The organism is Streptomyces sp. JHA26, from assembly GCF_002005565.1.
GTDB lineage: Bacteria > Actinomycetota > Actinomycetes > Streptomycetales > Streptomycetaceae > Streptomyces.
This window is the reverse complement of the sequence record NZ_BDJC01000052.1, coordinates 1-13,959: the sequence shown is the minus strand read 5'-3', so window position 1 is coordinate 13,959 and position 13,959 is coordinate 1. Positions and strand designations below refer to the sequence as shown.

The following is a 13,959-nucleotide window of genomic DNA, read 5'->3' as shown; positions in this document are numbered from 1 at the left end:
AGCCCGGATGACGCGACGACGGAACAGTGATCGCCGGGCGGTTTCCTCACACGTCCGCGTCGGGGATCACGGCATGGCGTCCTGTCCGAGCCGCAGGTGGTGCAGCAGGAGTAACGCGGCCGCCATGTTGGCGGCCGGGACCTCTCCGCGGGCGACCAGGTCGGGGACGAGCTTGAGGGGCACCCATTCCCGGCGGTCCGACTCGTAGTCGTCCACGGGGTGTCCGCCGTACTCGCCCTCGTCGGCCCAGTAGACGTGGTGCCGGGCGTCGGTGAGCCCGTTGGACGGCTCCACGCTCATGAGGTGGCGCAGCGGTCCCGGCCGCCAGCCGGTCTCCTCCTCCAGTTCCCTGGCCGCCGCCACCGCGACGTCCTCGCCGTCCTCGACGACGCCGGCCGCGAGTTCCCAGCCCCAGCTGTCGGTGATGAACCGGTGCCGCCACAGCAGGAGGACCTCGTTCGCCTCGTTGACGATCGTGGCGACGGCAACGGGACGCATCCGTATGAGGAAGTGATCGAGATGCCGGCCGTTCGGTAGTTCGACGTCGGCGAGATTGACGCTGAACCAGCGATTTGCATACACGTTTTGTTCGTTCTGTTTCGTCCACTGCACGGTTCTGCCACCTTTCCTGAGTAGGTGGCAATATCGCAGCCGGAGCGGCCCGGCAGCAGGCGCACGGCGGCCGCTCACGGCGCAGTGGCGGGCGCGGCGCCTGGCGGAACGGGTGGGCTAGAGCGGTACGCGCAGTGCCCCGTCGATGAGTTCGGCGGCCTCGGCCGTGCCGGCGCAACCGCTGCGCACCAGGTGCTCGCGCACCGCGCGAAGTCTGTCGCGCAGGCGCTGGGACTCCATTCCACAGGCCTGTTCGGCCATCTGTACGGCGGTGGCGACCGCCTTGTCGGCGTCGCCCCGGCGCAGTTCGACGGTGCTGAGCATGGCGAGCCGGTGCACGCGGCCCCGGTCGTGCGCCGGGTTGTCGACGGCCTGGGCGGCGTGCTCACCGGCCGCCGCGAGGTCGCCGAGGCTGAGCAGTGCCTCGGCCACCTGGACGTTGACCAGGCCGGGCTGGACATAGCCGGTCTCGTCGGGTTCGTGTCCGCGCCGGATGCGTTCGGCGGCCTGCTCGGCCCGGCGGATGCAGGACAGGGCGCTCGCGCCGTCGCCGAGGTGCGCGTACGCCTTGGCCTGCATCGCGTACAGGTCGGAGGCGAGCGCCGGGGTGAGGTGCCGGCCCGCGGTGCGCAGGGCCGCCTCGGCGAAGGCGACGGCCTGGCGGTACTCCCGCAGGAACAGCGCCTGGTTGACCAGCAGCGCGATGACGTACGCGCCGAGCCCCCGGTCGCCGCTGGCCTTCGCGAGGCGGAGCGCCTGGTGGAAGTAGCGCTGGGCGAGGCCGTGCGCGTCGGAGTCGTACGCGCAGATGCCGGCGACCGCGACCAGGCCGCCGGTGGCGCGGTGGAGCTGGCGGCCGGTGGCGTCGGTGTAGCCGCCGCGCAGCAGCGGGGCGGCCTCCGCGTTGAGGAAGCCGACGATCCGGACGCGCGTCGCGATGCCGCCGGCCTTGCGGTACATCTGCTCGTAGTGGGTGCGGGCCGAGCGCAGCATCTCCAGGTCGGCCGCGGTGACCCGGTGCCGGCCGCCGCGGGAGACGTCCACGTCCTCGGGCGGGTTCTCCCACTCCCACACCGGCATCACGGCGGGCGTGCCGGTGAGCGCGGGCGCGTCCAGGAGGTGCGGGCGCCGCTGCTGGTCGGAGCGCCACAGGGCGGTCGCCCGCTCCACGAACCCGGACAGCGACCCGGCGTGCGGGGCGGCCGGTCCGCCGGGCACGCCGAGGCCGATGTCGTCGAGGGTGACGGGCCGGTGCAGCCGGGCGGCGAGGACCTCGCAGATCAGGTCGGGCACCTGGCCGCGCGGCCGCTGCCCCTTCAGCCACCGGGCGACCGCGGTGTGTTCGTACCGCAGCGAGAGCCCGCGCGCCCGTCCCGCCCGGTTGACGTGGGCGGCCAGTCCCGCGTGCGAGATCCCCGCCTCGTCCAGGATCGCGTCGAGCAGAGTGTTGGGCTGCATGGTGCCCCCCGGGTGGTTCGGTGCCGACAGCGTAGTGTGCCGGTCTTCACACGGGGTGTGAACGGAGTACGCGAATCCGCGCCGTGCGCGCGCTGTCGCGGAGAATTCCGGACCGGTTGACTGAACTGCCTCGAAAGAGGCCGGCCGGGCCGCCGGCTCCCCCTCGTACAGTGCGGCGGCCCGTTCCACGCCGTCCGCCCGGCCGCCTGCCCGACACTCCGTGGCGGGGCGGACGGCTCGGCCGGTTGCGCGGGGGGATCGCGGTGCGTCGTGGTCGCCCGCGCGGTTCCCCGCGTCCCTGAAGGGACGTCACCCCCGAAGCCGACAAGGGGCGCGGGGAACCGCGTGCTCAGCCACCGGCCACCCTCGGCCGCCGACCGGCGGAACCCCGCGCCCCCTCGGGCGCACCGCTAGCTGCGCAGCACCGCTCCGACCCGCTCGCCCGCGAGGGCGACCGCCGCGTCGCGGGCGGCCGACGCCTCGTCGACCGTCAGCGTCCGGTCCCCCGCGCGGAAGCGCAGCGCGTACGCGAGGGACTTGCGGCCCTCGCCGAGCTGCTCCGCGTTGTCGTAGACGTCGAACAGCCGGATGGACTCCAGCAGTTCGCCCGCACCCTCGCGCAGCGCCGCCTCGACGTCCGCCGCCGGGACGAACGCGTCGACGACCAGGGCGACGTCCTGCGTGGCGACCGGGAACGTGGAGATGCCCGGCGCCTGCGGGATGCCGTCGCCGGCCCGCTCCAGGGCGTCGAGGTCCAGCTCCGTCGCGCAGGTGCGCGCGGGCAGGCCCAGGGTCTTCACGACCCGCGGGTGCAGCTCGCCGGCGTGGCCGATGACCCGCTCCTCGCCGTCCACGGTGACGAACAGCTCGGCGCAGCGGCCCGGGTGCCAGGGGCCGTACTGGCCCTTGCGGATGCCCAGTTCGGCACCGGCCTCGCGGGCGACGACGCGCGCCGCCTCGACCGCGTCGGCCCAGTCGGCCGGGCGGCCCTTGCCCCACCAGCCGGCCTGCTCGCGGGCGCCCGCGAGGACGACGGCGACGTGCCGGGGCTGGTCGGGCAGCGCGGCGTCCAGCGCGGCGAGGTCCTCCTCGCTCGGGCGCCGGTCGACGGGCAGGTCGGCGGCGACGCGCTGCTCGTCACGCGGGTGGAAGACCAGGCCCGTCTCGAAGAGGGCGAGGTCGTGGCTGCCGCGGCCGTCGTTGCGGCGCAGCGCGCCGAGCAGGCCCGGCAGCAGCGAGGTCCGCAGCGCGGGCTCCTCGTCGCTGAGCGGGTTGACCAGCCTGACCACGCGGCGGGCCGGGTCGTCGGCGTCCAGGCCGAGCTGGTCGAAGACCTGCTCGCTGACGAACGGGTAGTTCAGCGCCTCGACGTAGCCGGCGCCGGCCAGCGCCCGGCCGGCGCGGCGGTGCAGCCGCTGCCGGGCGGTCAGGCCACGGCCCGCCGGGGGGCGGGGCAGCGTGGAGGGCAGGTTCTCGTAGCCCTCCAGGCGGATGACCTCTTCGGCCAGGTCGTTCGGGTCGGTGAGGTCGGGTCGCCAGGACGGGACGGTGACGATCAGCTCGTCCTGCCCGTACACGTCGCAGCCGACCTCCTGGAGGCGGCGTACGACGGTCTCCCGGCCGTACGTCACGCCCGCCACCTTGTCCGGGTGGTCGGCGGGCATGGCGATGGTGTGCGGCGCGGAGGGCGCGCTGATCTCGGTGACGCCGGCCTCGGCGGTGCCGCCCGCGAGGAGCACGAGGAGGTCGACGGTGCGCTGGGCGGCGGCGGCCGCGGCCTGCGGGTCGACGCCGCGCTCGAAGCGGCGGGACGCCTCGGAGGACAGCTTGTGGCGGCGGGCGGTGCGCGCGATGGCGACCTGGTGGAAGTGGGCGGCCTCGATGACCACGTCACTCGTCGCGGTGCCCCCGTTCTCGGCGGCACCGTGGTCGGCGATCTCCGTGTCGGCGCCGCCCATGACGCCCGCGAGGCCGATCGGGCCGCGGTCGTCGGTGATGACCAGGTCCTCGGCGTGCAGCTTCCGCTCGACGCCGTCGAGGGTGACGATCTTCTCGCCCTCCTCGGCCCGGCGCACGCCGATGGTGCCCTGGATCAGGTTCCGGTCGTAGGCGTGCAGGGGCTGGCCGAGCTCCATCATCACGTAGTTGGTGACGTCGACGGCGAGCGAGATCGGGCGCATGCCGACCTTCTGCAGCCGGCGCTGGAGCCAGATCGGCGAGCGCGCCTCGGGGCTGAGGCCGGTGACCGTGCGGACGGTGAAGCGGTCGCAGCCCGTGGGGTCGGCGATCTTCACGGGGTAGCCGTAGGCGTTCGGCCCGGGCACGTCGAGCAGGGCCGGGTCGCGCAGCGGCAGGCCGTAGGCGATGGCGGTCTCGCGGGCGACGCCGCGGATGGACAGGCAGTCGCCGCGGTTGGCGGTGACGGCGATGTCCAGGACCTCGTCGACCAGTTCCAGCAGCTCGATGGCGTCCTTGCCGACCTCGGTCTCGGGCGGCAGCACGATGATGCCGTGCGTGCCGTCGTCGCCCATGCCCAGCTCGTCGCTGGAGCAGATCATGCCGTGGGACGTCTTGCCGTAGGTCTTGCGGGCGCTGATCGAGAAGCCGCCGGGCAGGGTGGCGCCGGGGAGGACCACGACGACCTTGTCGCCGACGGCGAAGTTGCGGGCGCCGCAGACGATCTCCTGGGGCTCGCCGGTGCCGTTGGCCTGCCCGACGTCGACGGTGCAGAAGCGGATCGGCTTCTTGAAGCCCTCCAGCTCCTCGATGGTCAGCACCTGGCCGACGACGAGGGGGCCCTTGAGGTCGGCGCCGAGGTGCTCGACGGTCTCGACCTCGAGTCCGGCCGAAATGAGCTTGGCCTGTACGTCCCGGCCGGTCTCCGTCGCCGGCAGGTCGACGTACTCCCGCAGCCAAGAAAGCGGGATCCGCATCAGATCTCCATCCCGAACGGCCGGGTGAACCGGACGTCACCCTCGACCATGTCTCGCATGTCCTCGACGTTGTGGCGGAACATCAGCATCCGCTCGATGCCGAACCCGAAGGCGAAGCCGCTGTACTTCTCCGGGTCGACGCCGCAGGCGGTGAGCACCCGCGGGTTGACCATGCCGCAGCCGCCGAGCTCGATCCAGCCCTCGCTGGAGCAGGTGCGGCAGGGCCGGTCGGGGTTGCCGACGGACGCGCCCTTGCAGACGTAGCAGAGCATGTCCATCTCGGCGCTCGGCTCGGTGAAGGGGAAGAAGTTCGGCCGCAGCCGGGTCTTCATCTCCGCGCCGAACAGCGACTGGACCATGTGGTCCAGGGTGCCCTTGAGGTCCGCCATGGTCAGGCCCTCGTCGACGGCGAGCAGCTCGACCTGGTGGAAGACGGGGGTGTGCGTGGCGTCCAGCTCGTCGGTGCGGTACACGCGGCCGGGGCAGATCACGTAGACCGGCAGCTCACGGGTGAGCGCGGAGCGGATCTGCACGGGCGAGGTGTGGGTGCGCAGCACGACGCCGGACTCGGTGCCGCCCTCGGGGCCTTCCACGAAGAACGTGTCGGCCTCGCCGCGGGCCGGGTGGTCCGGGCCGATGTTCAGGGCGTCGAAGTTGAACCACTCGGCCTCGACCTCGGGGCCCTCGGCGACCTCGTAGCCCATGGCCACGAAGATGTCCTCGATGCGCTCGGAGAGCGTGGTGAGGGGGTGGCGGGCGCCGGCCGGGACGCGGTCGTGGGGCAGCGTGACGTCCACGGCCTCCTCGACCAGCACGCGCGCGTCGCGCTCGGCCTCCAGCTCGGCCTGGCGGGCGGCCAGCGCCTTGTTCACGGCGCCGCGGGCCATGCCGACGCGCTTGCCGGCCTCGGCCTTGGCGTGCGGGGGCAGGGCGCCGATCTCGCGGTTGGCCAGCGACAGCGGGGAGGTGCCGCCGGTGTGGGCGACCTTGGCCTCCTGGAGCGCGTCGAGGGAGTCCGCGGCGGCGAAGGCGGCGAGCGCCTCGTCCCGCATGCGCTCGATCTCTTCCGGTTTCAACGCCTCGACCTCGACAGGGTCGTACGACTTATTCGGTGCCGACATCTCTTCCCGTGCTTCCGATTGGCTGGCTGATGGTCCCCGTCACCGGCTCGTGGACGAAGCGTCTCGCTCTGGGCGTCTCCGTCTGCGGGACACAAAGGTGCCAAAGGCCGAGTCTAACGGGGTGGAGAAGGGCGAAGGCGCCCGTGGGGGTCCCGGACCGTCTCAGGTGAGATACGCGGGAGCCGCCACGGGCAACGTAAATCGGAACTCGGCGCCGCCGCCGGGGGCGCGGCCGACCGTGATGGTGCCGCCGTGGGCCTCGACGATGCCCTTGACGATGTAGAGCCCGAGGCCGGTGCCACCGCGCTTGCTGCCCCGCCAGAAGCGGGTGAAGACGCGGTTCATGGACTCCTCCGGGATGCCGGGCCCCTCGTCGCTCACCGTGACCGACGTGCCGGCGTCCTCCTCCTCGCGGGGGGACGCGGCGGGCGTGATGTCGATGGTGACGGTTCCCTCGCCGTGCCGCACGGCATTTTCGATGAGGTTGCTGAGCACCTGGTCGATCTTGTCGGGGTCGGCCCACAGGGCGGGCAGCGGCCGGCCGAGGCGGAGCAGGAAGCGGTCGGCCGGCTGTCCGGCGGCGACGTAGGCCTGGATGTGGCGGCCGACCGCGGCGCCGATGTCGACGGGCTGGCGGCGCACCTCCAGCCGGCCCGAGTCGATCCGCGAGATGTCCAGCAGTTCGGCGATGAGCCGGGTGACCCGGTCGGCGTCGGCGTCGACGGTCTCCAGCATCAGCCGCTTCTGGTCGTCGGTGAACCGCTCCCACTTGGCCAGCAGCGTCGCCGTGAAGCCCTTGACGGAGGTGAGCGGGGAGCGCAGTTCGTGGGCGACGGTGGCGATCAGCTCGGCGTGGCTGTGCTCGGTGCGGCGGCGGGCCTCGGTGTCGCGCAGGGTGACGACGACGCGGTGGACGGGGCCGAGGCGTTCGACGCGCACGTAGCGGGCGGTGACCAGGACCTCACGGCCTCCGGGGAGCAGCAGGTTGCGCTCCGGCTGGCCGACGCGGACGGCGAGCCCGCCGTAGGGGTCGGTCAGCTGCCACCAGCGCCGCCCTTCGAGGTCCTCCAGGGGCAGGGCCTTCTCGAGGCGCTGTCCGAGGGCGTGGGCCGCGGGGACGGCGGTGATGCGGGCCGCGGCCGCGTTGAAGCAGATCACCCGTCCGTGCTCGTCCGCGACGACGAGGCCGTCGGGCAGCTCGTCGGGGCCGATGCCGAGGTCGGCGAGGTCCCCGGGCCGGCGCGGCGCGGGAGGGCCCCCCGCCCGGTGTGCTCCCGGTGCGCTGCCCGTGCCGACGCTCATATCCCCGTACCCCACCTCTCAGCCGGTCTGGGGGTCCCCGAACTGGTCACCCTACTAGCTCTCGGTGACGGAGCGGCACCCTCCGGCGGCGCGCTGTGCACGCGCGGACGCGTAGAGACATACGGCGGCGGCGGTGGCGAGGTTCAGGCTCTCGGCCTTCCCGTGGATCGGGACGCGGACGACGGCGTCGGCGAGGGCGCGGGTCTCCTCCGGCAGCCCCCAGGCCTCGTTGCCGAAGACCCAGGCCGTGGGCCCGCCCATGGTGCCGGCGTCCAGTTCGGCGTCCAGGTCGTCCTGGCCCGCGCCGTCGGCGGCCAGGATCCGCACGCCGGCGTCGCGCAGTCCGGCCACGGCCCGTTCGACGGGGACGCCGACGGCGACCGGCAGGTGGAACAGGGACCCGACGGAGGCGCGTACGGCCTTGGGGTTGTACAGGTCGACGGAGGCGTCGGTGAGGACGACGGCCTCGGCGCCGGCGGCGTCGGCGCAGCGCAGCACGGTGCCCGCGTTGCCGGGGTCGCGGACGTGGGCGAGGACGGCGACGAGCCTGGGGCGGGCGGCGAGGATCTCGTCGAACGGCGTGTCCAGGAACCGGCAGATCCCGACGAGGCCCTGCGGGGTGACGGTGGTGGAGACGTCCTCGATCACCGCGTCGGCGGCGAGGTGGACGCGCGCGCCGGTGTCACGGGCGGCGGCGATGATGTCGGCGTACCGCTCGGCGGCCTCGACGGTGGCGAACACCTCGACCAGGGTGTCCCCGTACCCGGCGGCCTCCCGCACGGCCTGCGGTCCCTCGGCCAGGAACAACCGCTCCTTCCCCCGGAAGTTCCGCTTCGCCAACCGCCGCGCGGCAAGGACGCGGGGGGACCGCGGGGAGATCAGCTCGGGGCTGACGGGACGCACTCTTGCTCACACCTTCACATGGGAATCGACGCGGACTGCAGCGCGCCCCTCAGGGGCGCGGGGAACTGCGCGACCGGCCACGACGCGCCCGCAGCCGACGGAGGACGGAGGGGCGGCAACGACAGGACCCGCAGGCTCGAAACCTGCGGGTCCGGTCACGTCGGCTCAGAGCCGGCGCGGCGTCACGCGGCCTTCGGCGCGTTGACGTCGCTCGGCAGCGCCTTCTGGGCGACCTCGACCAGCGCGGCGAACGCACCGGCGTCGTTGACGGCCAGCTCGGCGAGGATCTTGCGGTCCACCTCGACGTTGGCGGCCTTGAGGCCCTGGATGAAGCGGTTGTACGTGATGCCGTTGGCGCGGGCAGCGGCGTTGATGCGCTGGATCCACAGCTGGCGGAAGTCACCCTTGCGCTTCTTGCGGTCGTTGTAGTTGTAGACCAGCGAGTGGGTGACCTGCTCCTTGGCCTTGCGGTACAGGCGCGAACGCTGACCGCGGTAGCCGGAGGCCTGCTCGAGGATCGCCCGGCGCTTCTTGTGGGCGTTGACTGCCCGCTTGACGCGTGCCACTTGTTAACTCCTTGTAGCGGGGCCGCGGTTGTCCTCACACGGCCCGGTGTTGATGGGGTCCCGGTCCTGCCGTACGGCGCTCAGTGGCGCCCGTACGTCACTTGCCGAGAAGCTTCTTGATCTTCGCGGCGTCGCCCGGGGCCATCTCGGCGTTGCCGGTGAGGCGACGCGTCACGCGGGACGACTTGTGCTCGAGCAGGTGGCGCTTGCCGGCGCGCTCACGGAGCACCTTGCCGGAGCCGGTGATCTTGAAGCGCTTGCTGGCACCGCTGTGCGACTTGTTCTTCGGCATAGCGCCGTTATCTCCTCGTCGTGGCGCTCCGGTGCCCGGTCGTGAGAACCGGGCACGGTGGAGCGTCGCTCTTGTATCGGTTACATCCTGGGGACTCGCGTCCCCCGGGGTCACGCCTCGGCGGAGGCCTCGGCCGGAGCCTCGGCGTTCACGGCGTCGGCGTCCGCGGCGTTCTGCGACTTGCCGGGGTTGGCCTTCGCCTCCGCCTTGCGGGCTTCCTGTGCCTGGCGAGCCTCGGCCATCGCCTCGGTCTTCTTCTTGTGCGGACCGAGAACCATGATCATGTTGCGGCCGTCCTGCTTCGGGTTCGACTCCACGAACCCGAGGTCGGCCACGTCCTCCGCGAGACGCTGCAGCAGTCGGTAGCCGAGCTCCGGCCGGGACTGCTCGCGACCACGGAACATGATCGTGATCTTGACCTTGTCGCCCTGCTTGAGGAACCGGACGACGTGACCCTTCTTGGTGTCATAGTCGTGCGGGTCGATCTTCGGCCGGAGCTTCATCTCCTTGATGACCGTGTGCGCCTGGTTCTTGCGCGCCTCACGGGCCTTCATGGCCGACTCGTACTTGAACTTCCCGTAGTCCATGAGCTTGCACACGGGCGGACGGGCGTTCGCCGCGACCTCTACGAGGTCGAGGTCGTACTCCTGCGCAAGCTCCAGGGCCTTGGCAAGCGGGACAATCCCGACCTGCTCGCCGCTGGGACCGACAAGTCGCACCTCGGGAACGCGAATCCGGTCGTTGATGCGGGGCTCGGCGCTGATGGATCCTCCTCGGTAGCACCACGCGGCGGTCTGGCGGACGGCCGCGTAACGTCTGTGTTCGTTAGACCTAACCGCGTCGGCGCACAAAAAATGCCCCGGACGATCACAGGCGGGGCTCCTCGAACTGCTACCGGAGCACCGCCGCGATGGCCGCGGAGCGCGCTTTCGGGTCGGTCGCCGCCGTGGGGACGGGACCGCCTGACCGGTGACCCGCCGTCCCGGAGGACGGTCAGGTGGGAGTTCGAAAGCCTCCACTTGTGGGCCGGGCCCGCTGCCGTGGGGCGTGCGTGTCCGACCGGTCGTTACACAAGGTTAGCAGCTCGGCGGGGGAAGGGCTAACCGGGACCGAGTGGGGCCCCGCCCCTTCCTGCGCCTATCGTGAGCGGCATGAGTGAGACCCCTCCTGAGACGCCCGACTTCGACGCCATGGCCCGTGACATCGCGGAGGTTCCCGCGGTCGAGGTGATCGTGACGGTCGCCGTCAATCTGATGAGCGCCGCCGCCGTGAAGCTCGGACTGACCGAGGAGGGCGACGCCCACAAGGACCTGGACGAGGCGCGCAAGCTGGTGCACGCGCTGGCCGGTCTGCTGGACGCGAGCACGACCGAGATCAGCTCGTTCCACGCGGCGCCGCTGCGCGACGGGCTGAAGTCGCTGCAGCTGGCGTTCCGCGAGGCGTCGCTGGTGCCGGACGAGCCGGGTCAGGGCCCGGGCGAGAAGTACACCGGAGCCGTCTACGGCTGAGCCCGACCCCGCACGTACAAGGGCTCGCCCGGAGGCGTCGCCCCGGCCGGCAGCAGTGCCAGGTCGAGGCCGCGCACCAGGCGGGCCCTCAGTGTCTCGTCGGCGGCCAGCCGCCCGGCGACGGCGCGGGCGGCCTCGGCCGGGGCCGCGGCGGGATCGAGGACCAGCGCCAGGGTGCCGTCCGCCCGGCCCGGTCCGAGGTGGGCGCGCAGGACGGCGGGCTCGGCGGCCACGGCACCGCGTACGGCCTCGACGACCGCCGGGTCGGCGAGCGGGTCGGTCGTCGTGCGCCCCTCGGCCAGCGCCAGCAGGGCCGCCCCGCTCAGCTCGAACGGCACCGGTCCGGCCAGGTCCAGCACGACCGTGTCCGCCTTCTCGTGGGCGGCGGCCTGCAGCGCCTGGTGCAGCGGTACGGCGACGGGGCGGGCCTCGGGGTCCCAGCGGGCGAGCGAGTCGGTGGAGGTGAAGGCGGGCAGGGCGGTGCGGTTCCCGGCCTTGAGGGTCGGCACGGCCATGTCGCTGGTCTTCTCGCGGCGCAGCCCACCCCCCCGTCGCCCACCACCGCCCTCCCGAGGAGCTTCGCGCCCCTCTTCACCGTCCTCCTCGACCTCGCCGAGGACGGCCACGACGGGCACGAGCAGCCGGGCGCCCTTGAGCGCCTCCAGCACGGGTGCCAGGGCGGTGCGGTCCTCGGCCCAGGCGGCGAGCGCCGCGCTCAGCCGGGGGTCGGCGGAGCCGTCGTCGTCGGAGAAGCCGGGGTCGGGAATGTTCTTGTTCGCCACGGTCCCGACCCTATCGGGGGGCGGAGGACGGTCCTCACCGGCCTCTCGGGGATCTCCGAGCCGCGTTCCACCTCCGTCCGACGGTACGCGCGGCCACCGCCGCCGGGGCGGTGTACGTGACGGCGCGGGCGGATCCGGACGCGGGCGCCGTGTCGCCGGCGGCCTCGGCGAGCGCGGACGGGGAGGCACCGGTGGAGAGCACGACGGAGGCGGCCGTGGACCGGGAGGCGCCGCGGCGGCGGTGCCCGTGGCGAACGGCGCCGCGGCGGCGGTGCCCGTGGCGGACGGCGCCGAGGTGTCGGTGGCGGTGTTCGCCGGTGCGGCGCGGTGGGGGATCAGAAGTCGTCGTAGCGTGCGCGGCGGCCGCGCCACAGGACCACGGAGGCGACGATCAGGACGCCGCCCGCGCCGCCGGCCAGCGGGGCCGCCCAGGCCGAGGTGTCGTCGTGGGAGGTGGGGGCGTCCGGTCCGGAGCCGAAGTACTCCTCGCCGTAGGCCGCCGGGTCCGTTCCCCGCGGCTTCAGCCGTGCGGCGGCCTCGAGGGCGGCGGCGGGGTCGACGAAGCCGAAGCCCCGGGAGTCGTCACGTCCGTCGGCGGGGGCGTTGCGGGCCGTGTCCTCCAGGAGCTTCTTGACCTGGGCGGGGGAAAGGTCCGGGTGGGCCGCCTTGACCAGGGCGGCGGTGCCGGAGACGAACGCGGAGGCGGCGCTGGTGCCCCAGCCCTCGTAGTAGCGGTGGTCCGGGTCGGCGATGATCACGTCGACGCCGGGGGCGCTGACCGTGGCGTACCAGCGGCGGGTGGAGAAGGAGGCGCGGGTGCCGAAGCGGTCGACGGCGGTCGCGGCGATGACGCCCGGGTAGGCGGCCGGGTAGGAGACGTGGTCGCCCTTCTCGCCGCCGTTGCCGGCCGAGGCGACGACGACCACGCCCTTCTTCAGGGCGTACTGGATCGCCTCGTCCTCGGTGGGTTCGGGATGGGCGGAGGCGGAGTCGTCGCCGAGGGAGAGGTTGATGACGTCGGCGCCGTGGTCGGCGGCCCAGCGGATGCCCTCGGCGAGCGCGTTGCCGCGGGTCTTGCGGGCCTTGGCGCGGGAGGGGTCGCCGTCCTCGAGGATCACGCGTACGGGGAGGATCCTGGCCTCGGGCGCGATGCCCAGGACGCCCTCGGAGTTGCCGGGCCCGTGGCCGTGACCGGCGATGATCCCGGCCATGGCGGTGCCGTGCCGGGCCCAGGCGCGGTCGCCCTCGCTCGCGCCGAAGCCGACCAGGTCGGTGCCGGGGAGGACGTTCCCGGCCAGGTCGGGGTGGTCGGCCTCGACGCCGGTGTCCAGGACGGCGACGGTGACGCCCGCACCCTTGGTGGTGCGCCACGCCTCGTCGGTGTGCAGGGCGTCGAGGGCCCACTGCTTGGCGCGGATGCCGTCGGCGTGCGCGGCGGGCACCGGGGCGAGGACGAGGGCGGCGGCGAGGAGGACGCCCAGGGCGCCCCCGGTCCGGCGGGTGGTGGTGGTCACGAGGGCTGCTCCGTGGCGGTGCCGACGTTCTTGCGCAGGGCGCGTTCGACGCGGTCGGCGAGGCCCTGCGCCTCGTGACCGAGGCCGGCCTGGGCCGGGGCGGAGGTGGCGCCGGCCTCCATGGCCTCCCGCGCGGGTTCGGGCCGGTCGACGGCGCGGCCGTCGGCCCAGCCGGAGACGGCGTAGACGACGACGGGGGCGTCGGTGAGGACGGAGACGGTCCACGAGGCGCGCGCGTCCGCGCCGAAGCCGGCGGCGACGGTGTCCTCGGCGGCGTAGGGCAGCGGCACGAGGTCGGCGCGCCGGGCCAGGCCCTCCTTCTCGAACCGGCCCGCCAGCGAGCTCATGGCGGCGGCGTCGGCCTTGGTGAAGAGCAGGCCGACGGTGGTGACGTGGCTCCGGGTGGCGTCGGTGTAGGTGGCGCGCAGCAGGCGTGCGCAGCCGACCGGGGCGAGGGCCTTGGCCAGCAGCGGGTCGAAGGCGCCCGCGCAGCCGCTGTCCGGGGCGACGGCGACGCGGATCCAGGTGCGGTCGGCGCCGCCGGGACCGGCGCCCTGTCCCTGCACGGTGGGCGGGAAGAGCTGGTCGACCGGCACGCTGTGCCACAGGTCCCCGGCGGCGGCGAAGGCACTGCGCGCGTCGGCGTCCCCGGGGTCCCCGACGAGCCAGCTGCCGGTGAGGGCACCGGTGACGAGGCCTGTCCCGAGCACCAGGCAGACGGCAGCGGCGACGGCCTGGGGCCGCAGGCGTCCGCCGAGCGGGCGCGGCCGGGCGTGCTGGTCGTACCCCTCGGGCTCGGCGAACGACACGAGCGGCCGCGGCCCGGGGGCGGTGCCCCACGACAGGGCCGGGTCGGGGGCGTGCGGCTCGGGCCGCGCCGGGATCGGGCGCAGGCGTGTGGTCGTCTCCGACGGGGTCTCCGCGGGGGCGCCGGCAGGACGGCCCTCCGGCGGTACGGCGCGTCCCCG

At 73.6% G+C, this 13,959-nt stretch carries 13 protein-coding genes; 1 reads left to right on the top strand and 12 read right to left on the bottom strand.

Going from position 1 to position 13,959, the window contains the following annotated elements; all coding sequences use genetic code 11:
* Positions 1–66: 66 nt before the first annotated feature.
* The 9 genes from JHAT_RS26175 to infC all read right to left on the bottom strand — a co-directional run bounded on the left by JHAT_RS26175 (position 67) and on the right by infC (position 9,951).
* Entirely contained in the window at positions 67–612 is a 546-nt protein-coding gene (locus tag JHAT_RS26175; protein ID WP_077800725.1) for an NUDIX hydrolase, read from the bottom strand.
* A 117-nt stretch (positions 613–729) separates the two neighbouring features.
* The gene (locus JHAT_RS26170; protein WP_077800724.1) at positions 730–2,070 is read right to left on the bottom strand and encodes a transcriptional regulator; all 1,341 of its coding nucleotides are present in this window, start codon (positions 2,068–2,070) and stop codon (positions 730–732) included.
* 410 nt (positions 2,071–2,480) lie between these two features.
* Positions 2,481–5,003 (bottom strand): phenylalanine--tRNA ligase subunit beta, encoded by a 2,523-nt coding sequence (gene pheT, locus JHAT_RS26165; protein WP_077800723.1) that lies wholly within the window; start codon positions 5,001–5,003, stop codon positions 2,481–2,483.
* On the bottom strand, positions 5,003–6,124 hold the full coding sequence (pheS, locus tag JHAT_RS26160; RefSeq protein WP_077800722.1) for a phenylalanine--tRNA ligase subunit alpha: 1,122 nt from the start codon (positions 6,122–6,124) through the stop codon (positions 5,003–5,005). Before pheS ends, pheT begins: the two co-directional genes overlap by 1 nt.
* Before the next feature lie 162 nt (positions 6,125–6,286).
* Positions 6,287–7,426, bottom strand: coding sequence for an ATP-binding protein (locus tag JHAT_RS26155; RefSeq protein WP_077800721.1), 1,140 nt, complete (start codon positions 7,424–7,426; stop codon positions 6,287–6,289).
* 54 nt (positions 7,427–7,480) lie between these two features.
* Positions 7,481–8,329, bottom strand: coding sequence for an RNA methyltransferase (locus JHAT_RS26150; RefSeq protein ID WP_077800720.1), 849 nt, complete (start codon positions 8,327–8,329; stop codon positions 7,481–7,483).
* Between the two features lie 182 nt (positions 8,330–8,511).
* Complete coding sequence (gene rplT, locus JHAT_RS26145; RefSeq protein WP_004002577.1) at positions 8,512–8,895, bottom strand: 50S ribosomal protein L20; 384 nt, start codon at positions 8,893–8,895, stop codon at positions 8,512–8,514.
* Positions 8,896–8,992: 97 nt separating this feature from the next.
* The gene (gene rpmI, locus JHAT_RS26140; protein ID WP_003977225.1) at positions 8,993–9,187 is read right to left on the bottom strand and encodes a 50S ribosomal protein L35; all 195 of its coding nucleotides are present in this window, start codon (positions 9,185–9,187) and stop codon (positions 8,993–8,995) included.
* A 110-nt stretch (positions 9,188–9,297) separates the two neighbouring features.
* Complete coding sequence (gene infC, locus JHAT_RS26135) at positions 9,298–9,951, bottom strand: translation initiation factor IF-3 (RefSeq protein WP_077800758.1); 654 nt, start codon at positions 9,949–9,951, stop codon at positions 9,298–9,300.
* Positions 9,952–10,338: 387 nt separating this feature from the next.
* Here infC and JHAT_RS26130 point away from each other — a divergent pair, with 387 nt between their 5' ends.
* Positions 10,339–10,695, top strand: a complete 357-nt coding sequence (locus tag JHAT_RS26130) for a DUF1844 domain-containing protein (RefSeq protein WP_077800719.1) — start codon at positions 10,339–10,341, stop codon at positions 10,693–10,695.
* Here the strand turns inward: JHAT_RS26130 and JHAT_RS26125 are convergent.
* The 3 genes from JHAT_RS26125 to JHAT_RS26115 all read right to left on the bottom strand — a co-directional run bounded on the left by JHAT_RS26125 (position 10,686) and on the right by JHAT_RS26115 (position 13,800).
* Positions 10,686–11,477, bottom strand: coding sequence for an SseB family protein (locus JHAT_RS26125; protein ID WP_077800718.1), 792 nt, complete (start codon positions 11,475–11,477; stop codon positions 10,686–10,688). The genes JHAT_RS26130 and JHAT_RS26125 overlap by 10 nt on opposite strands.
* A gap of 335 nt (positions 11,478–11,812) precedes the next feature.
* A complete protein-coding gene (mycP, locus tag JHAT_RS26120; protein ID WP_077800717.1) occupies positions 11,813–12,991 on the bottom strand; it encodes a type VII secretion-associated serine protease mycosin in 1,179 nt (392 codons plus the stop codon).
* Complete coding sequence (locus JHAT_RS26115) at positions 12,988–13,800, bottom strand: hypothetical protein (protein ID WP_171991064.1); 813 nt, start codon at positions 13,798–13,800, stop codon at positions 12,988–12,990. The genes mycP and JHAT_RS26115 overlap by 4 nt, the downstream gene beginning before the upstream one ends.
* Between the last annotated feature and the right edge of the window lie 159 nt (positions 13,801–13,959).

Coding starts and splice junctions, on each gene's coding strand:
- JHAT_RS26170 (WP_077800724.1), bottom strand. CDS start 2,070: ATGCAGCCCAACACTCTGCTCGACGCGATCCTGGACGAGGCGGGGATC.
- pheT (WP_077800723.1), bottom strand. CDS start 5,003: ATGCGGATCCCGCTTTCTTGGCTGCGGGAGTACGTCGACCTGCCGGCG.
- pheS (WP_077800722.1), bottom strand. CDS start 6,124: ATGTCGGCACCGAATAAGTCGTACGACCCTGTCGAGGTCGAGGCGTTG.
- JHAT_RS26155 (WP_077800721.1), bottom strand. CDS start 7,426: ATGAGCGTCGGCACGGGCAGCGCACCGGGAGCACACCGGGCGGGGGGC.
- rpmI (WP_003977225.1), bottom strand. CDS start 9,187: ATGCCGAAGAACAAGTCGCACAGCGGTGCCAGCAAGCGCTTCAAGATC.
- JHAT_RS26130 (WP_077800719.1), top strand. CDS start 10,339: ATGAGTGAGACCCCTCCTGAGACGCCCGACTTCGACGCCATGGCCCGT.